Genomic DNA, 17,666 nt, shown 5'->3' on the forward strand with positions numbered 1-17,666 from the left:
GTTCAAACAATAAAAAAGACGAAACACATTGTTTCGTTTCTAAAACATGGCGGTCCCGACGGGAATCGAACCCGCGATCTCCTGCGTGACAGGCAGGCATGTTAACCGCTACACCACGGGACCATGTTGGTTGCGGGGACAGGATTTGAACCTGCGACCTTCGGGTTATGAGCCCGACGAGCTACCGAACTGCTCCACCCCGCGATGATAAAAAAGCAAAATAAAAATGCCTAGCGATGTCCTACTCTCACAGGGACAAAGTCCCAACTACCATCGGCGCTAAAGAGCTTAACTTCCGTGTTCGGTATGGGAACGGGTGTGACCTCTTTGCCATTATCACTAGACATTTATATGAGATTATTCTCTCAAAACTAGGTAACAGTTTGCTGAGTAAAGCTTACGCTTTTAAAGTTTTGGTTAAGTCCTCGATCGATTAGTATCAGTCAGCTACACATGTCGCCACGCTTCCACCTCTGACCTATCAACCTGATCATCTTTCAGGGATCTTACTAGCTTGCGCTATGGGAAATCTCATCTTGAGGGGGGCTTCATGCTTAGATGCTTTCAGCACTTATCCCGTCCACACATAGCTACCCAGCGATGCCTTTGGCAAGACAACTGGTACACCAGCGGTGTGTCCATCCCGGTCCTCTCGTACTAAGGACAGCTCCTCTCAAATTTCCTACGCCCACGACGGATAGGGACCGAACTGTCTCACGACGTTCTGAACCCAGCTCGCGTACCGCTTTAATGGGCGAACAGCCCAACCCTTGGGACCGACTACAGCCCCAGGATGCGATGAGCCGACATCGAGGTGCCAAACCTCCCCGTCGATGTGGACTCTTGGGGGAGATAAGCCTGTTATCCCCGGGGTAGCTTTTATCCGTTGAGCGATGGCCCTTCCATGCGGAACCACCGGATCACTAAGCCCGACTTTCGTCCCTGCTCGACTTGTAGGTCTCGCAGTCAAGCTCCCTTGTGCCTTTACACTCTACGAATGATTTCCAACCATTCTGAGGGAACCTTTGGGCGCCTCCGTTACATTTTAGGAGGCGACCGCCCCAGTCAAACTGCCCACCTGACACTGTCTCCCGGCCCGATCAGGGCCGCGGGTTAGAATTTCAATACAGCCAGGGTAGTATCCCACCGACGCCTCCACCGAAGCTAGCGCTCCGGCTTCTCAGGCTCCTACCTATCCTGTACAAGCTGTACCAAAATTCAATATCAGGCTACAGTAAAGCTCCACGGGGTCTTTCCGTCCTGTCGCGGGTAACCTGCATCTTCACAGGTACTATAATTTCACCGAGTCTCTCGTTGAGACAGTGCCCAGATCGTTACGCCTTTCGTGCGGGTCGGAACTTACCCGACAAGGAATTTCGCTACCTTAGGACCGTTATAGTTACGGCCGCCGTTTACTGGGGCTTCGATTCAGAGCTTCTCCCAAAGGATAACCCCTCCTCTTAACCTTCCAGCACCGGGCAGGCGTCAGCCCCTATACTTCGCCTTGCGGCTTCGCAGAGACCTGTGTTTTTGCTAAACAGTCGCCTGGGCCTATTCACTGCGGCTCTCTCGGGCTATACACCCTACCAGAGCACCCCTTCTCCCGAAGTTACGGGGTCATTTTGCCGAGTTCCTTAACGAGAGTTCTCTCGATCACCTTAGGATTCTCTCCTCGCCTACCTGTGTCGGTTTGCGGTACGGGCACCTCCCGCCTCGCTAGAGGCTTTTCTTGGCAGTGTGGAATCAGGAACTTCGGTACTATAATTCCCTCGTCATCACAGCTCAGCTTTCATGATGAGCGGATTTGCCTACTCATCAGCCTAACTGCTTGAACGCGCATATCCAGCAGCGCGCTTACCCTATCCTACTGCGTCCCCCCATTACTCAAACGGCGGGGAGGTGGTACAGGAATATCAACCTGTTGGCCATCGCCTACGCTTTTCAGCCTCGGCTTAGGTCCCGACTAACCCTGAGCGGACGAGCCTTCCTCAGGAAACCTTAGGCATTCGGTGGACAAGATTCTCACTTGTCTTTCGCTACTCATACCGGCATTCTCACTTCTAAGCGCTCCACCAGTCCTTACGGTCTGACTTCGCTGCACTTAGAACGCTCTCCTACCACTGACATCAAAGATGTCAATCCACAGCTTCGGTGATACGTTTAGCCCCGGTACATTTTCGGCGCAGAGTCACTCGACCAGTGAGCTATTACGCACTCTTTAAATGGTGGCTGCTTCTAAGCCAACATCCTGGTTGTCTAAGCAACTCCACATCCTTTTCCACTTAACGTATACTTGGGGACCTTAGCTGGTGGTCTGGGCTGTTTCCCTTTTGACTACGGATCTTATCACTCGCAGTCTGACTCCCATGGATAAGTCTTTGGCATTCGGAGTTTGACTGAATTCGGTAACCCGTTGGGGGCCCCTAGTCCAATCAGTGCTCTACCTCCAAGACTCTCACAACATGAGGCTAGCCCTAAAGCTATTTCGGAGAGAACCAGCTATCTCCAGGTTCGATTGGAATTTCTCCGCTACCCACACCTCATCCCCGCACTTTTCAACGTGCGTGGGTTCGGGCCTCCATTCAGTGTTACCTGAACTTCACCCTGGACATGGGTAGATCACCTGGTTTCGGGTCTACAACCACATACTAAACGCCCTATTCAGACTCGCTTTCGCTACGGCTCCGCCTTATCAGCTTAACCTTGCATGGGATCGTAACTCGCCGGTTCATTCTACAAAAGGCACGCCATCACCCATTAACGGGCTCTGACTACTTGTAGGCACACGGTTTCAGGATCTCTTTCACTCCCCTTCCGGGGTGCTTTTCACCTTTCCCTCACGGTACTGGTTCACTATCGGTCACTAGGTAGTATTTAGCCTTGGGAGATGGTCCTCCCAGCTTCCGACGGAATTTCACGTGTTCCGCCGTACTCAGGATCCACTCAAGAGGGAACGAAGTTTCAACTACAGGGTTGTTACCTTCTTCGACGGACCTTTCCAGGTCGCTTCATTTACTTCGTTCCTTTGTAACTCCGTATAGAGTGTCCTACAACCCCAAGAGGCAAGCCTCTTGGTTTGGGCTAATTCCGTTTCGCTCGCCGCTACTCAGGAAATCGCATTTGCTTTCTCTTCCTCCGGGTACTTAGATGTTTCAGTTCCCCGGGTCTGCCTTCAATATCCTATGTATTCAGATAAAGATACTGTTCCATTACGAACAGTGGGTTTCCCCATTCGGAAATCTCCGGATCAAAGCTCACTTACAGCTCCCCGAAGCATATCGGTGTTAGTCCCGTCCTTCATCGGCTCCTAGTGCCAAGGCATTCACCGTGCGCCCTTTCTAACTTAACCATTAGCGAATAAATGGTACAACATAAAGTTGTGTTATTTATTGGTTTGATTAAAGAAAAGTTTCACTTTTCCTCAGCAATTACTGTTATCTAGTTTTCAAAGAACAATCGCAACCAAAATTCTTCTTATCTAATAAGAAGAAAGTAGTATGCTTTCTATAATTGAGAGATTGAACTCTCAAAACTGAACAAAGTGTCAAAACGTACGTCATGTAAAAATCCTTAGAAAGGAGGTGATCCAGCCGCACCTTCCGATACGGCTACCTTGTTACGACTTCACCCCAATCATCTGTCCCACCTTAGGCGGCTAGCTCCTTACGGTTACTCCACCGACTTCGGGTGTTACAAACTCTCGTGGTGTGACGGGCGGTGTGTACAAGGCCCGGGAACGTATTCACCGCGGCATGCTGATCCGCGATTACTAGCGATTCCAGCTTCATGTAGGCGAGTTGCAGCCTACAATCCGAACTGAGAATGGTTTTATGGGATTGGCTTGACCTCGCGGTCTTGCAGCCCTTTGTACCATCCATTGTAGCACGTGTGTAGCCCAGGTCATAAGGGGCATGATGATTTGACGTCATCCCCACCTTCCTCCGGTTTGTCACCGGCAGTCACCTTAGAGTGCCCAACTAAATGCTGGCAACTAAGATCAAGGGTTGCGCTCGTTGCGGGACTTAACCCAACATCTCACGACACGAGCTGACGACAACCATGCACCACCTGTCACTCTGTCCCCCGAAGGGGAACGCTCTATCTCTAGAGTTGTCAGAGGATGTCAAGACCTGGTAAGGTTCTTCGCGTTGCTTCGAATTAAACCACATGCTCCACCGCTTGTGCGGGCCCCCGTCAATTCCTTTGAGTTTCAGTCTTGCGACCGTACTCCCCAGGCGGAGTGCTTAATGCGTTAGCTGCAGCACTAAAGGGCGGAAACCCTCTAACACTTAGCACTCATCGTTTACGGCGTGGACTACCAGGGTATCTAATCCTGTTTGCTCCCCACGCTTTCGCGCCTCAGCGTCAGTTACAGACCAAAAAGCCGCCTTCGCCACTGGTGTTCCTCCACATCTCTACGCATTTCACCGCTACACGTGGAATTCCGCTTTTCTCTTCTGCACTCAAGTTCCCCAGTTTCCAATGACCCTCCACGGTTGAGCCGTGGGCTTTCACATCAGACTTAAGAAACCGCCTGCGCGCGCTTTACGCCCAATAATTCCGGATAACGCTTGCCACCTACGTATTACCGCGGCTGCTGGCACGTAGTTAGCCGTGGCTTTCTGGTTAGGTACCGTCAAGGTACGAGCAGTTACTCTCGTACTTGTTCTTCCCTAACAACAGAGTTTTACGACCCGAAAGCCTTCATCACTCACGCGGCGTTGCTCCGTCAGACTTTCGTCCATTGCGGAAGATTCCCTACTGCTGCCTCCCGTAGGAGTCTGGGCCGTGTCTCAGTCCCAGTGTGGCCGATCACCCTCTCAGGTCGGCTATGCATCGTTGCCTTGGTGAGCCGTTACCTCACCAACTAGCTAATGCACCGCGGGCCCATCTGTAAGTGATAGCCGAAACCATCTTTCAATCATCTCCCATGAAGGAGAAGATCCTATCCGGTATTAGCTTCGGTTTCCCGAAGTTATCCCAGTCTTACAGGCAGGTTGCCCACGTGTTACTCACCCGTCCGCCGCTAACGTCATAGAAGCAAGCTTCTAATCAGTTCGCTCGACTTGCATGTATTAGGCACGCCGCCAGCGTTCATCCTGAGCCAGGATCAAACTCTCCGAAGAAATGTTTGACTTGCTCATTTAAAAAATAAAAATTAACGTTGACGTTTGTCGCTTTGTTCAGTTTTCAAAGTTCAATATATTTGGAGCGGGTGATGAGAATCGAACTCACGACATCAGCTTGGAAGGCTGAGGTTTTACCACTAAACTACACCCGCAATATGGCGCGCCCGAGAGGAGTCGAACCCCTAACCTTTTGATCCGTAGTCAAACGCTCTATCCAATTGAGCTACGGGCGCTTCTTATGATGTTTACCGCCGTTGTTTTTGCGACTTTATTATAATATCATTTCTATTTTCTTATGTCAACACTTTTTTTAAAAGTTTTTTTGGTGCGGCCGAGAGGACTTGAACCTCCACGGGGTCGCCCCCACTAGGCCCTCAACCTAGCGCGTCTGCCATTCCGCCACGACCGCTAAATACATAAAATGAATAAGATGCGGGTGAAGGGACTTGAACCCCCACGTCGTAAAGACACTAGATCCTAAGTCTAGCGCGTCTGCCAATTCCGCCACACCCGCAAGAAATGAAAATGAGCCATGAAGGACTCGAACCTTCGACCCTCTGATTAAAAGTCAGATGCTCTACCAACTGAGCTAATGGCTCTTTATGGCTGGGCTAGCTGGATTCGAACCAACGCATGACGGAATCAAAATCCGTTGCCTTACCGCTTGGCGATAGCCCAATAATTTAAAATGGCGGTCCCGACGGGAATCGAACCCGCGATCTCCTGCGTGACAGGCAGGCATGTTAACCGCTACACCACGGGACCATCCAAAATTATGTATAAAACAGTCAAAATGGTGGAGGATGACGGGATCGAACCGCCGACCCCCTGCTTGTAAGGCAGGTGCTCTCCCAGCTGAGCTAATCCTCCACAGGATATGTAAATAAAAATCAATGGTGACCCGTACGGGATTCGAACCCGTGTTACCGCCGTGAAAGGGCGGTGTCTTAACCGCTTGACCAACGGGCCATTATAAAATGGCGGAGAAGGAGGGATTTGAACCCTCGCGCCGCTTACACGACCTACACCCTTAGCAGGGGCGCCTCTTCAGCCACTTGAGTACTTCTCCATATGGCTCCACAGGTAGGACTCGAACCTACGACCGATCGGTTAACAGCCGATAGCTCTACCACTGAGCTACTGTGGAATAATATTTATCAGACTTCTTACATTGTAATCGACATTATATGTAATGTCAATAAGTTTTTGTAATTTCTTTGCCGTTTATTTGAGACGGCTTTATTAATTTACCATAATGAATCTATTTTAGTCAAGCATCTTCTACATTTTTTTTAATTTACCTTTACACTTCCCACAAACATATTTAACTGTGTTCACTTTTCTTTTTCGAACATATTTTTGATCACACTGCATACATACATATATGTGCTCTTTTTTCTTTCCATCACTTTCTTTTTTCAATGCCTGACAAAATCGAGGTGCGTCTACTTCTTTCATTAACCTTTTAAAGTCTTGATCTCCATGCTTATACCCTTTCCCCTCAATATGCAAATGATAGTGACAGAGCTCATGTTTAATAATTTCTACTATTTCTTGTGTGCCATATTGTTCAAAGTATTTGTAGTTTACTTCTATATTAGATGTACGTAACAAATACCTTCCGCCTGTCGTACGTAACCGAGAATTAAAAGTGGCTTCATGACGAAATGGTTTGTGAAACAGCTTCAATGAAATTTCTTCTACAAGTATTTGTAAATCCTTATCATTCATCTTATATACTCCTCTACTGTATGAAATCACCTGACTAGCTCTTTGGGCATACACTTCATTACATACTCACTATTCACCTTATCATAAATGAAAAGGAGTGATTGTCCTTATGCCAATGTGGCTACAAAAACAAATGAGGCGCGCTTATTCTGAAAAAGACCGTGCACAAATAAAATTGCTCAACCAATGTTGGTTTTTTTATCAAAAAAATAATTCCGCTTCTTAAATCACTTCTTTTTACAAATAAAATTGCCTTTTCAGAAAATCTGAAAAGGCAATTTTATTATTGATGGGGCGGAATCATCGTCAGTGCAACTCTTCCTTTTTTCATATCTACGTCTTCTACCCACACATTCACCAAATCTCCTACTGAAACGACATCGAGGGGATGCTTAACGTACCGATTCGTTAATTTAGAAATATGGACTAGACCGTCTTGCTTAACTCCTATATCGATGAACGCTCCGAAGTCTACGACGTTTCGCACCGTTCCTTCAAGCTGAATACCTTTTGCTAGATCCTCTAGCTTCAAAATATCCTGACGGAGCAAAGGTTTTGGCAGTTCATCACGAGGATCTCTTTCCGGTCTTACGAGCGCTTCTATAATGTCTTTTAAAGTAAGCTCCCCTATACTTAGTTCTTCTGATATTTCGGGTAAAGAAATATGTTTTAATGCTTCTTTTACTTTCTCCGTTCCAAGTTCAGTCTCTTTCACTTCCGCTTTCTTTAAAAGCTTTTTAACGTCTCCATATGTTTCAGGATGGATACCCGTTCTGTCTAAAGGTTCTTCACCTTCTATAATACGTAAAAACCCAATACACTGCTCATATGTTTTAGCCCCTAGACGCGGAATTTTCTTCAACTGTTTTCGGTTAGAGAATTTTCCGTTTTCATCCCGATATTTTACAATGTTTTGAGCAACTGTCTTATTTAGACCAGCAACGTATTGTAGAAGCGAAGCAGAAGCCGTGTTTGCATTCACTCCTACTTGGTTTACTACTGTCTCTACAATAAAAGTCAGTGAATCATTTAATTGCTTTTGAGACACATCATGCTGATATTGCCCTACTCCTACCGACTTAGGATCGATTTTCACAAGCTCAGCCAGCGGATCTTGCAGCCTTCTGGCAATCGATACAGCGCTTCGCTCTTCTACTTGAAAATCAGGGAATTCTTCTCTAGCAACATCAGAAGCCGAATATACGCTTGCTCCCGCTTCATTCACAATCAAATAATAAACTGGGTTTTCAATTTCTTTAAGAACATCCGCTACAAATTGCTCCGTTTCGCGAGATGCCGTTCCATTTCCAATTGCCACTACTTCAATAGGGTATTCAGCGAACATTTTCTTTAATTTATTTTGTGCTTCAGCTGCTTTTCTCACAGGAGGATGTGGATAAATAACATCAATTTTTAATACCTTGCCTGTTTCATCTACTACAGCTAATTTGCAGCCTGTTCGAAAAGCTGGATCTACTCCTAATACCACTTTCCCTTTCAATGGAGGTTGGAGAAGAAGTTTTCGTAAGTTTTCAGAAAAGATGTGAATGGCTCTTTCTTCCGCTTTTTCTGATAGGTCTTTACGAATTTCGCGTTCAATAGATGGTTCTATTAAGCGTTTATAAGCATCTTCTATAGCTGAGATGATATAACCTTCAACTGAAGAATCCCTTTTCTTGATTACTTCTTTATGTAAATATGAAAGAATACGATCTGTAGGCGCATCAATACTCACTTTTAAAATACCGTCTTTTTCTCCTCTATTCATAGCTAAAATACGATGAGGAACGATTCGCTTTACCGCTTCTGTATATTCATAGTACATTTCATAGATATTTTTTTCATCTTTTTCCGGATCTTTGACTGAAGTAACAATTATGCCATCTTTTACAGTGGTCGTACGAATCCATTGACGGTAAGATGCTTCGTCAGAAATTTGTTCCGCTACAATGTCTAGGGCTCCCTGAATAGCTTCGTCAGAAGATTGAACTCCTGCTTCTTCATTTATGTATGTTTGCGCTTCAATGTTTACGTCAGAATTCGGGAAACTTAGTAGCCACTGTGCTAATGGTTCAAGACCTTTTTCTTTTGCTACAGTTGCTTTTGTACGTCGTTTTTGCTTAAAAGGGCGGTATAAATCTTCTACTTGCTGCAATTTCTTCGCTTGATGAATTTGAGCAGACAGTTCCTCAGTTAATTTCCCTTGCTCTTCAATTAATCGGTGAACTTCCTCTTTACGCTCCTCTAAATTCATTAAGTAGTTCCAGGAATCTAAAATATTCCGGATTTGGACTTCATCCAAAGCACCAGTTTGTTCTTTTCTATATCGAGCAATAAAGGGAACTGTATTACCATCTTCTACTAAAGCAATTACGTTTTGTACTTGCTTGTGTGAAATCTCTACCTCTTTACTTACACGTTGAACAATTTGATTATCTAATTTCGTTGCAACAGACACAGCTTATCCTCCTACCTAAATGAAACTTTGTCTCTATTGTAACAAAACTCACATGCAATAACACATGTGAGCTAAAAAGAAAGGCTATGCAGTTGGAAGATGACCAGCGATATACGTAATATCGTCATTATGAGATCGAATTGCTGCCTGTAGGCGTGTCGACAATTGATCGACATTCATCGAGTTAGCAAAAACAGATTTAATCTCTTTTAATTCTAAGCCATCTGTATGAATCAAAAATTTAGAACCGGAGTCATATGGGAAGGTTTGTGTGCGGAACTTTTGAATTTTCCCTGATAAAAAACCTTGAATTGGCAGAGGGTACGTTAATTTCCCCTCCGGAGAATACAGATAAAAGCGGATATTACCTACATTTGTGTAATGAAATTCGTTATGTTTTTTATCAATTTTCAAAATAGCTACTGCTGCGCCTCTTGTATGTCGAGTAGCCTTGTTGCACTTAGAAATGATCTCATCTACATCTAGATGATGATGAGCTTTCGCTACATCCGTAACAGCTACAGAAGCGGCTCTGGCTTGTTCACCGCTTCCTAATCCATCTGCCACTGCACATAGAAAATAATCATCCGTTTCTTTGACATAGTAACTATCTCCACAACACACGTTCCCTTGCTTTGGCTCTTGATATATATGAGTTTGAATCGACTTTGTATTCGGGTCTACTGTCATCACGACATATACTCCGAATCGTTAGAATCTGAGCGAGCTGCAGTCCTTAGCTTATCAAGAGCTCTTCTTTGCAGTCGAGATACATGCATTTGAGAAATCCCTAATTTCTCACCGGCATCTTTTTGACTCAGATTTTCAATAAATGTATAGCGAATTACTTCTTTTTCTCTATCGCTTAATACATGAAGAATCTTTTCTAACACTAAGCGCTGATCAGTTTTCTCATAACCCGACTCTTGTTCACCTACTAAATCAAGGATTGTAACAGTACTTCCATCAGAGTCTGCTTCAATAGAATGATCAACAGACAACGCTTGATAACTTTGCCCCATCTCCATCGTTTCTAAAATTTCTTCCTCTGTCACTCCGATATGATCAGCAATTTCTTTTACTTGAGGAGATCGCTGTAAACGGGTTGTTAGCTCTTCGACAGCTGCTTTAATTTTAGGACCTAATTCTTTGATGCGGCGCGGTACGTGAACACTCCACGTTTTATCGCGTAAAAATCGCTTAATCTCTCCAATGATTGTAGGAACAGCAAACGATTCAAAACTTCTTCCAAATGAAGCATCATACCTTCTAATAGCTCCTAACAGTCCTAGCATCCCTACCTGCACAATATCTTCATGTAAGCTTCTGCCTTTTGAATAACGACGTGCAATAGATTCAACAAGGTTCTTGTAATGTACTACTAGATCACTTTGTGCTTCTTCATCCTGCGTTTTTTGAAAGCGCTCAATTCGTTCCTGAACCTGTTCTTTAGTTAATTTCATAGGTTGAGACTGTGTTTTCATCACTCTCCACCTGCTCTCTTTGCACATACTTAGTCATCATTAGCGTTACACCTTTTGAATTGACCATTTTCACTTCGTCCATTAGTGTTTCAATTAAATATAAACCAAGTCCACCTTCAGGAAGAAATTCAACTTCTTTTGATGTTTCATAAGGTCCTATATGTTCCTTAAGCTCTTCAAAATTAAAGCTTTCGCCTTTATCGACCACCATGATTTCTAAACGGTCATCAAATAAACCAAAACCTACTCTCACTTCACCATTTTCTTCACTCTTGTAAGCATGCTGCACGGCATTTGTACATGCCTCACTCACAGCAATTTTCATATCTTCAATTTCATCATAAGAAAAACCCATCCGGTTCGCTACACCAGACAGCGTCAGTCGAATAATCGCTACATAGTCTGGCTTAGCAGGAATCTTCATCTCAACAAAGTCATAAGGCTGTTTCATTTTACGCCACCTTCTACTTGTGAATTCACGTTTAAAATGTCTGTGAGGCCCGTAATATCAAATAAGCGCTTGATGCGCTCTGATACACCAACAAATTTCAAAGAGCCGTTATTTTTCTTATTGGCTTTTAACAATGCAATAAATACACCTAGTCCTGTACTATCCATGTATGATACATCGGTTAAATCAACTATAATTTCTGGTTCGTTATGTTCAGTAATTTCCATGAACTTTTCTTTTAGCTTAGGTGCTGTATATGCGTCAATCTCTCCAGCCAGCTTAATACGATATGCTTGACCGTCCTTTTGTATATCTATTTTTAAATTCATCGTATTAGTAGACCCCCTCTAATTTTGTGCTATCTTTTCTGTACCCTTATTTAGAATACTTAAACTAAACTCTTCAAAATAATCAATGTAAAGTCATCCCTCAATTGAAAATGCTGTAATTTTTCCAGCTCTTTATATACAGATTCTACAATTTCTTGAGGAGACAAATGCATGTATTTTCGAATTAATTTTATGATGTCCAATCTTTCAATAAATCCTTCTTCAGTTCTGCATTCTGTTACGCCATCTGTTAACAGAACAATCATATCGCCTTTTGAAAGCTGCTGCTCGTACTGAAGATATTTCACATGGCGATCGACTCCTAGCACGAGTCCTTTTGCTTCCAAATCTTCAAATGAATCAGCTTTGGCATCATAATAAAAGCCTGGCTCATGCCCTGCAGATGCATAATCAAATAAGTTTGTCTCGGGATTATAACTTCCGTAGAACATCGTAATAAACATACTTGGATCTACGTTTCTCTCTACAATATTATTCAAGTTCTCCAATACGTAACTTGGATTTTTTCTTGAGTCCGGTAAGCTGTCCATTGCATACTTGATCATAGACATACACATTGCAGCTGGAATTCCTTTTCCGATCACATCGGCAATGGCAATACTTAACCCACCGTGCTCTTCTTCTACAAAGTGAAAATAATCTCCGTTCATCTGTTTAGCAGGTACGCTAATCGCGCCAATTTCTAAAGTTGAACTAGCCGGAACCTTTGTCCCTAACAGCGTCTGCTGGACGTTAGCGGCAACTTCGATTTCAGAACGAAGTTCCCGCTGCTTATTTTTTAATGTTTGATGCTCACGAAGAGCAAGGCCGTAGCTAATCATTACCTCAAGTAAAAAGTCCAGAGAATGCAGCACTTTTTCTGGAATATCAGAATAAATTTCTTCAATCACTTCTTTATGAATGCTCACAATATCTTCTGGCGATATTTCATTCTCTAAAGATTTTCTACTTAGTTTTTGTCCTTGGTACAAAATTTGTTCATTTTGTGTTTGGATATAGTTCCCCAAAATATCTTTGTATAAATCTCTCATCTCTTTATCAAAAGACATTATCTATTTCCTCCTACCGGAGCCACTTAACTGCTTTAATCTCAGTACCTTCTCCGACATTTGTTTCGATGTCAAACTCATCCATCAATCGTTTTACCCCAGGAAGCCCAGCTCCTAGTCCACCCGATGTTGAGTATCCATCTTCCATTACTTTGCGAACGTCGGGGATACCTGGCCCTTCATCTGTTGCTACGACAAGAAGACCGTTTTTTCCTCCACGATTTAATTTCTCAATATAGATTTGACCCTTACCCGCATATAGGTAAATATTACGAGCTAATTCAGAAATGGCGGTTGTAATACGAGCTTGGTCAACTGTTCCAAACCCTAGCTCTTTCGACACATTTCTACCTAATTGGCGTGCCGCTACGATGTCCCATTCTGTTACGATTTTTACGCTGGATTGGAATTCCATATACTAATCCCCCAATTCCGATTGGAGTTTCTCAAGACCTTTTTCTAAATCGAGTGCAGTAAGAACATCGTTTAGGCCAATCCCTAACTCAACAAGTGTAATAGCTACTGCAGGCTGGATACCTGTTAATACTACTCTGGCCCCCATCAAATTAGACATGCTAACCACGTCACCTAACACTTTTGCGATGAATGAATCGATCATATCAATTGAAGTTAAATCGATTACCACTCCTTTTGCTCCAGTTTGATGAATTTTACTTAGCAAATCTTCTTGGAATTGAATAGCCGTTTGATCATCCAGCTCCCATTGAATGGATACCAATAAGTAGTCGTACAATTTCAAAATGGGTATTCTCACGTTTATTCCTCCGATTCTATATCAACTATTTTCCGCTCAGTCATTTCTAACGCAAACTCTACACCTTTTTTTAATGAGTTTTTCGTAATAATTTCATTTAAGCTAATACCTAAGTTCACAATAGTCTGAGCAATTTCCGGACGAATTCCTACTAACAAACACTTGGCTCCAACCAAACGTACGGCTTCAGCAGCTTGAATGATATGATGGGCAACCATCGTATCCACTACTGGTACTCCGGTAATATCTATTAATACGACCTCTGATCGGTGCTTTACGACACCTTGCAGTAAGTTTTCCATAATTTTCTTTGCACGATCGGTGTCAATTGTTCCCACAAGCGGCATTACCGTAATTTTATCAAATACCGGTATTAATGGAGCAGACAATTCTTGAAGTGCAACTTTTTGCAACATAACTGTATTTTCCCACGAGTTGGAGTATTGTTCTACTATTTTGTTATAAATAGGGCTTAACCACTTGTCAAACCGATAGAATAATTCAGAATGAGTTTGATCAGCCTTTACATGTTCACTGTTTACATACCCTTCAACCACTACATGACCCAAGTTACGTACACCCTGTGTCAAATAAGCAAGAGGCCATCCTAAACTCACAACTCGTCCTACTACTTCCTCTAGTTCCTCTGCAAAATTTTCCTGATCACGGAATGCTTTTGCCAAAAGTAAATTTACAAAATCAGAGCTTACATTTACGTACACTTGCTCGGATACAATGTTTTTAATCCGCTCTGTTTCCACATCATTCATTAACACTAGCCATCGATCAAAAATTTCTGATTTATGATTTTGTATATAATTGAATAAATCTTGATTCATGAGGTCCTCCTTGTGAGTCAATACACTCATTTATATCTATATATATATTATCATTTTTAAAACGTTTCTTATTACAATATACGTTTACTGATTATTCCTAGTCAAATTAAAAAAGTTGCTCATAAAGGAGCAACTTAGCATAAATGGAAGTATAATTCTAAAAGTCGATAAGTCCTACACTGATTTGCAAGGCTTCATCCACTCTGTCCATCATTTCATCATCTAAATGGGTAATCTTGTCTGTTAGCCTCTGTTTATCAATAGTACGAATTTGTTCTAGTAAAATAACTGAATCTCGCTCAAATCCATAGCGCTTTGCATCAATTTCAACATGCGTAGGTAACTTTGCCTTTTGAATTTGAGCAGTGATCGCAGCTACAATAACAGTTGGGCTAAAACGATTGCCTATATCATTTTGAATGACAAGTACAGGGCGAACGCCTCCTTGTTCTGAGCCAACAACAGGAGATAGGTCAGCAAAATAAACGTCGCCACGTTTGACTACCAAGTCATTACCCCCCGCTTACTAAACGATCCACAGTATGATCAGCTTCATACTCTGCTAGAAAAGCCTCGGAAGCAATATTTAAGTTTATCTTTGCCATCTCCATATATCCACGTCTCATTGATTCGCGAATATGGCGTTTTTTTCGCTCACGAAGGTACAATTTTGTTGCTTGGTGAATAAAATCACTTCGGTTGCCATTTTCTTGTTTAACCATAAGATCGAGCTCCGATACTAAATTTTTCGGTAATCTTACTAGGATTTCTGTAGTTGCGCTCGCTTCAGACACAAACATACACCTCCAACATCAATACACACACCAATAGTCTCATCTTTCCTTATCATAACATTGATTAGCTTTAATGGAAAGTTAATTCTGTCAATTTCTACACTATTATCGTCAATTGATACCCTCTTTTATGCATGGAAGTTATTATTTTATTGTCTTTTGTTCGCAGGCTTTTTATGTTGACTCAGGAAGATGTATATTCAGCGCAAGATATAATTATTAACATGAATGTGCTGAGAATCTCTTGTATAAACCCTCGGAACCCTTGCTGCAATCATGCAAGGGATTTCATAATTAATTGTTTCAAGATGCTTTGCTACTTCATCAATTGTAATTTCAGCACCTTGTTGTTTTCCAATAAATGTTACTTTTGTACCCATTTTATACATTTTAGGCAATTTAATCATCAATTGATCCATGCATATCCTACCAACAATTGGCACTTTAACTCCATCTACTAACACTTCAAAATTACTTAATTTACGAATCCAGCCGTCTGCGTATCCTACTGGAATAGTAGCAATCCATTCATCTTCTTTAGCTTCATAAGTAGCTCCGTAACTGATATGACTCCCTTTTTTGACTTTTTTAACATGCACAATACGGCTGTGCAGCGAAAAAGCTTGTTTTAACGGAATTGGCAAGACTTCTTTTAATTCCTCTGAAGGACTCAAGCCATACATAGAGATACCTAAGCGTACGCCATTAAAGATATCGCTCGGACGACGAAGCAAAGCTGCGCTATTTGCACAGTGAATCATCGGAGGTGTAAAATTATGTTCTTTCACAATTCGAACCATTTCTTCAAAGAATGTGTATTGTTCTTCAAAATAAGACGAATTTAGCTCGTCTGCTGTTGCAAAGTGTGTAAACACTCCATCCAGCGCGAATCCTGAATGAGAAGTGATGATATTCATCGTTTCGTGTAATTCTTCTTTTGTTCTAATTCCTAAGCGACCCATGCCTGTATCTATTTTTAAATGCATATGCAACTGACTGTTTGCACCTAGAATGGACGCCGCTTCTTCAATCCAAGCTTTGCTATAAGCAGTGACCGTTACATCCCACTCCAATGCAGTTTGAATGTGTAAGGGAGGCACGGCTCCTAATACTAAAATGGATTCCTTTATTCCTTTTTTTCGAAGAGCAATAGCTTCATCCAAAAAAGCTACAGCTAGCATATCAGCGCCAGCTTGAAGCGCAATCTCTGCTACTTCTTTATCTCCATGCCCGTACGCATTCGCTTTTACTACGGCCATTAACGTTTTATGCCCCGGTATCAGTTCTCTTACATGATTCACATTTTGAAAAATGGCTTCTACATCAATTTCTGCCCATGTTTCTCTATAAAATGCATCCATTACTACGACACTTCCTTTTTTCAGAACCATTCTAAACGTACTTTCCTCTGTTAGTATAATACATCTATAGCCAAACTTCATCTCGATCTTTATTCAAATTAAGCAAGAACAAGCCTACATATATGCAGGCTTGTAAGCTTCTCTTATTTTCCCATCTGACTTTGCACAGATCTAGCAACTGTACTCAATTCATCTGGTGTCAGCTGATCAGAAGCCAGCATAAAGTCTACTCCATTATATGTCCAAGATAGACTTTTATCCGTTAAAGCTCCCACAGTAAAACCTAAATCAAATGGCTCTCCGGCAGTAACTGTAGATGTTGCTGTTTTAGCTACTTGCGCTTTTTCTTGTACAAGCGTAAACGGCTTTTCTCCTTTGTACATTAAAACGACTCTCTCACCATTTTCCGTCTCGATTTTCTTTTCCTTGGACAGCTTTGTACCTTTTGGAACGTCCTTAGGATAAAGAACGCTAAATGATTTGTGCTGAGCTAATGTCGGAATGTCAATCTTTGCACTTGTCATGTTTCTTTTTGTATCAAAAGCCCCTTTATCAAACTTAGAATCGAATTTCACCTTAGAGAAATCAACTTTTATTAACACTTTATTATCCGTATCCATAATTTTAACCGACACAGGCGCTAAGTCACTTTTGTTCAGCGTAATTTCTTGTTTAGGAAGCATTGTGCTATTTTGATAGTTCGTTTTTGTTTCAAAAATATAATGTTTATCCGTTGATTTAAAACTTGCCTTTTCATCCTTCACAATATCTTGGACAAGGGATTCATACAAATAAGCTTGACTGCTATTTTGCGGCCAGTCACTTTGAAAACGAAAGCTTTTATTTAAGGCAGGCGTTAAAACAAAAACCCCTTCATCATTACGCAAAATCATTTGGCTTTGATCTTTCTTTGTATTTTTCAAATTCACTCGATAGTACATAGGCTTACTATGCCAAATTTCTACATCGTATACTTGAGCATCTTTCCCTGTATTCAATGTCATCTTAGCATCTGATTTATACCCCGCCATTTCTTGTACCTTGGCATCCAATGCATCTGTTACATCCTGCTGACTTTTTTCACCGCATGCTGATAAGGCTAAGAGAAAAAAGGCGCAAACAAATAAGCCAATCCATTTTTTATGCATTTCCCCAACTCCTTTATTTCGTATATTCACAGCTAAACGGAGAAGCAAGAACATATCTTGTCTCCCCTATCCACACTATGAATATATGAACAAGAAA

Annotated in this window: 15 protein-coding genes, 13 tRNA genes and 3 rRNA genes; 1 reads left to right on the plus strand and 30 read right to left on the minus strand. The window is 42.3% G+C overall.

Annotated features, from left to right (window positions below; translation table 11 throughout):
* Positions 1–47 precede the first annotated feature (47 nt).
* The 17 genes from ACWATA_RS23180 to ACWATA_RS23260 all read right to left on the minus strand — a co-directional run bounded on the left by ACWATA_RS23180 (position 48) and on the right by ACWATA_RS23260 (position 6,860).
* Positions 48–123 (minus strand) — tRNA-Asp (locus ACWATA_RS23180).
* Between the two features lie 4 nt (positions 124–127).
* Positions 128–204: transfer RNA gene (locus ACWATA_RS23185), tRNA-Met, on the minus strand.
* Positions 205–228: 24 nt separating this feature from the next.
* Positions 229–344 (minus strand): 5S ribosomal RNA (rrf, locus tag ACWATA_RS23190).
* A gap of 69 nt (positions 345–413) precedes the next feature.
* Positions 414–3,349, minus strand: a 23S ribosomal RNA gene (locus ACWATA_RS23195).
* Between the two features lie 225 nt (positions 3,350–3,574).
* Positions 3,575–5,126 (minus strand): 16S ribosomal RNA (locus ACWATA_RS23200).
* Together the 16S, 23S and 5S rRNA genes with 13 tRNA genes alongside form the textbook arrangement of a ribosomal RNA operon.
* 81 nt (positions 5,127–5,207) lie before the next feature.
* Positions 5,208–5,281: transfer RNA gene (locus ACWATA_RS23205), tRNA-Gly, on the minus strand.
* A gap of 4 nt (positions 5,282–5,285) precedes the next feature.
* Positions 5,286–5,362 (minus strand) — tRNA-Arg (locus ACWATA_RS23210).
* A gap of 90 nt (positions 5,363–5,452) precedes the next feature.
* Positions 5,453–5,538, minus strand: a tRNA-Leu gene (locus ACWATA_RS23215).
* Positions 5,539–5,560: 22 nt separating this feature from the next.
* A tRNA-Leu gene (locus ACWATA_RS23220) sits at positions 5,561–5,643 on the minus strand.
* A 12-nt stretch (positions 5,644–5,655) separates the two neighbouring features.
* Positions 5,656–5,728 (minus strand) — tRNA-Lys (locus ACWATA_RS23225).
* A 4-nt stretch (positions 5,729–5,732) separates the two neighbouring features.
* Positions 5,733–5,807: transfer RNA gene (locus ACWATA_RS23230), tRNA-Gln, on the minus strand.
* A gap of 11 nt (positions 5,808–5,818) precedes the next feature.
* A tRNA-Asp gene (locus ACWATA_RS23235) sits at positions 5,819–5,894 on the minus strand.
* A 29-nt stretch (positions 5,895–5,923) separates the two neighbouring features.
* Positions 5,924–5,999: transfer RNA gene (locus ACWATA_RS23240), tRNA-Val, on the minus strand.
* A gap of 24 nt (positions 6,000–6,023) precedes the next feature.
* Positions 6,024–6,098: transfer RNA gene (locus ACWATA_RS23245), tRNA-Glu, on the minus strand.
* 9 nt (positions 6,099–6,107) lie between these two features.
* A tRNA-Ser gene (locus ACWATA_RS23250) sits at positions 6,108–6,198 on the minus strand.
* A gap of 3 nt (positions 6,199–6,201) precedes the next feature.
* Positions 6,202–6,276, minus strand: a tRNA-Asn gene (locus tag ACWATA_RS23255).
* A 134-nt stretch (positions 6,277–6,410) separates the two neighbouring features.
* Positions 6,411–6,860 carry a SprT family protein gene (locus ACWATA_RS23260; RefSeq protein WP_028411875.1) on the minus strand — a complete coding sequence of 150 codons (450 nt, stop codon included), beginning with the start codon at positions 6,858–6,860 and terminating at the stop codon, positions 6,411–6,413.
* 109 nt (positions 6,861–6,969) lie between these two features.
* On the opposite strand from ACWATA_RS23260, the gene cmpA reads away from it, so the two are divergent.
* Positions 6,970–7,086 carry a cortex morphogenetic protein CmpA gene (gene cmpA / locus ACWATA_RS23265; RefSeq protein WP_013055014.1) on the plus strand — a complete coding sequence of 39 codons (117 nt, stop codon included), beginning with the start codon at positions 6,970–6,972 and terminating at the stop codon, positions 7,084–7,086.
* 57 nt (positions 7,087–7,143) lie between these two features.
* Here cmpA and ACWATA_RS23270 read toward each other — a convergent pair whose 3' ends face one another.
* The 13 genes from ACWATA_RS23270 to ACWATA_RS23330 all read right to left on the minus strand — a co-directional run bounded on the left by ACWATA_RS23270 (position 7,144) and on the right by ACWATA_RS23330 (position 17,623).
* Entirely contained in the window at positions 7,144–9,318 is a 2,175-nt protein-coding gene (locus ACWATA_RS23270; protein ID WP_033580805.1) for a Tex family protein, read from the minus strand.
* A gap of 84 nt (positions 9,319–9,402) precedes the next feature.
* A complete protein-coding gene (locus ACWATA_RS23275) occupies positions 9,403–10,008 on the minus strand; it encodes a PP2C family serine/threonine-protein phosphatase (RefSeq protein WP_033580804.1) in 606 nt (201 codons plus the stop codon).
* A complete protein-coding gene (sigB, locus tag ACWATA_RS23280) occupies positions 10,008–10,802 on the minus strand; it encodes an RNA polymerase sigma factor SigB (protein WP_013055011.1) in 795 nt (264 codons plus the stop codon). Before sigB ends, ACWATA_RS23275 begins: the two co-directional genes overlap by 1 nt.
* Positions 10,768–11,253, minus strand: a complete 486-nt coding sequence (gene rsbW, locus ACWATA_RS23285; RefSeq protein WP_025753516.1) for an anti-sigma B factor RsbW — start codon at positions 11,251–11,253, stop codon at positions 10,768–10,770. Before rsbW ends, sigB begins: the two co-directional genes overlap by 35 nt.
* On the minus strand, positions 11,250–11,582 hold the full coding sequence (locus ACWATA_RS23290; RefSeq protein WP_047751770.1) for an anti-sigma factor antagonist: 333 nt from the start codon (positions 11,580–11,582) through the stop codon (positions 11,250–11,252). The genes rsbW and ACWATA_RS23290 overlap by 4 nt, the downstream gene beginning before the upstream one ends.
* A 59-nt stretch (positions 11,583–11,641) precedes the next feature.
* Positions 11,642–12,652 (minus strand): PP2C family protein-serine/threonine phosphatase, encoded by a 1,011-nt coding sequence (locus tag ACWATA_RS23295; RefSeq protein ID WP_013055008.1) that lies wholly within the window; start codon positions 12,650–12,652, stop codon positions 11,642–11,644.
* A gap of 13 nt (positions 12,653–12,665) precedes the next feature.
* Positions 12,666–13,067, minus strand: a complete 402-nt coding sequence (locus ACWATA_RS23300; protein ID WP_013055007.1) for an anti-sigma regulatory factor — start codon at positions 13,065–13,067, stop codon at positions 12,666–12,668.
* A 3-nt stretch (positions 13,068–13,070) separates the two neighbouring features.
* Positions 13,071–13,427, minus strand: coding sequence for an STAS domain-containing protein (locus tag ACWATA_RS23305; RefSeq protein ID WP_013055006.1), 357 nt, complete (start codon positions 13,425–13,427; stop codon positions 13,071–13,073).
* Between the two features lie 2 nt (positions 13,428–13,429).
* Positions 13,430–14,266: an RsbT co-antagonist protein RsbRA gene (locus tag ACWATA_RS23310; RefSeq protein ID WP_473050196.1), complete on the minus strand. Its 837-nt coding sequence runs from the start codon at positions 14,264–14,266 to the stop codon at positions 13,430–13,432.
* A gap of 157 nt (positions 14,267–14,423) precedes the next feature.
* A complete protein-coding gene (ndoA, locus tag ACWATA_RS23315; protein ID WP_013055004.1) occupies positions 14,424–14,774 on the minus strand; it encodes a type II toxin-antitoxin system endoribonuclease NdoA in 351 nt (116 codons plus the stop codon).
* A 4-nt stretch (positions 14,775–14,778) separates the two neighbouring features.
* Positions 14,779–15,060, minus strand: a complete 282-nt coding sequence (locus tag ACWATA_RS23320) for a CopG family ribbon-helix-helix protein (RefSeq protein WP_013055003.1) — start codon at positions 15,058–15,060, stop codon at positions 14,779–14,781.
* A gap of 200 nt (positions 15,061–15,260) precedes the next feature.
* Positions 15,261–16,451 carry an alanine racemase gene (gene alr / locus ACWATA_RS23325; protein ID WP_033580803.1) on the minus strand — a complete coding sequence of 397 codons (1,191 nt, stop codon included), beginning with the start codon at positions 16,449–16,451 and terminating at the stop codon, positions 15,261–15,263.
* 113 nt (positions 16,452–16,564) lie between these two features.
* On the minus strand, positions 16,565–17,623 hold the full coding sequence (locus ACWATA_RS23330) for a LolA family protein (protein ID WP_033580802.1): 1,059 nt from the start codon (positions 17,621–17,623) through the stop codon (positions 16,565–16,567).
* Positions 17,624–17,666: the final 43 nt, after the last annotated feature.

The organism is Priestia sp. USM5 (genome assembly GCF_058323215.1).

Bases quoted from the DNA above. Each gene is read 5' to 3' on its own strand.
- ACWATA_RS23260 (WP_028411875.1), bottom strand. From the start codon at position 6,860: ATGAATGATAAGGATTTACAAATACTTGTAGAAGAAATTTCATTGAAG.
- cmpA (WP_013055014.1), top strand. From the start codon at position 6,970: ATGCCAATGTGGCTACAAAAACAAATGAGGCGCGCTTATTCTGAAAAA.
- ACWATA_RS23275 (WP_033580804.1), bottom strand. From the start codon at position 10,008: ATGACAGTAGACCCGAATACAAAGTCGATTCAAACTCATATATATCAA.
- sigB (WP_013055011.1), bottom strand. From the start codon at position 10,802: ATGAAAACACAGTCTCAACCTATGAAATTAACTAAAGAACAGGTTCAG.
- rsbW (WP_025753516.1), bottom strand. From the start codon at position 11,253: ATGAAACAGCCTTATGACTTTGTTGAGATGAAGATTCCTGCTAAGCCA.
- ACWATA_RS23290 (WP_047751770.1), bottom strand. From the start codon at position 11,582: ATGAATTTAAAAATAGATATACAAAAGGACGGTCAAGCATATCGTATT.
- ACWATA_RS23295 (WP_013055008.1), bottom strand. From the start codon at position 12,652: ATGTCTTTTGATAAAGAGATGAGAGATTTATACAAAGATATTTTGGGG.
- ACWATA_RS23300 (WP_013055007.1), bottom strand. From the start codon at position 13,067: ATGGAATTCCAATCCAGCGTAAAAATCGTAACAGAATGGGACATCGTA.
- ACWATA_RS23310 (WP_473050196.1), bottom strand. From the start codon at position 14,266: ATGAATCAAGATTTATTCAATTATATACAAAATCATAAATCAGAAATT.
- alr (WP_033580803.1), bottom strand. From the start codon at position 16,451: ATGGTTCTGAAAAAAGGAAGTGTCGTAGTAATGGATGCATTTTATAGA.
- ACWATA_RS23330 (WP_033580802.1), bottom strand. From the start codon at position 17,623: ATGTTCTTGCTTCTCCGTTTAGCTGTGAATATACGAAATAAAGGAGTT.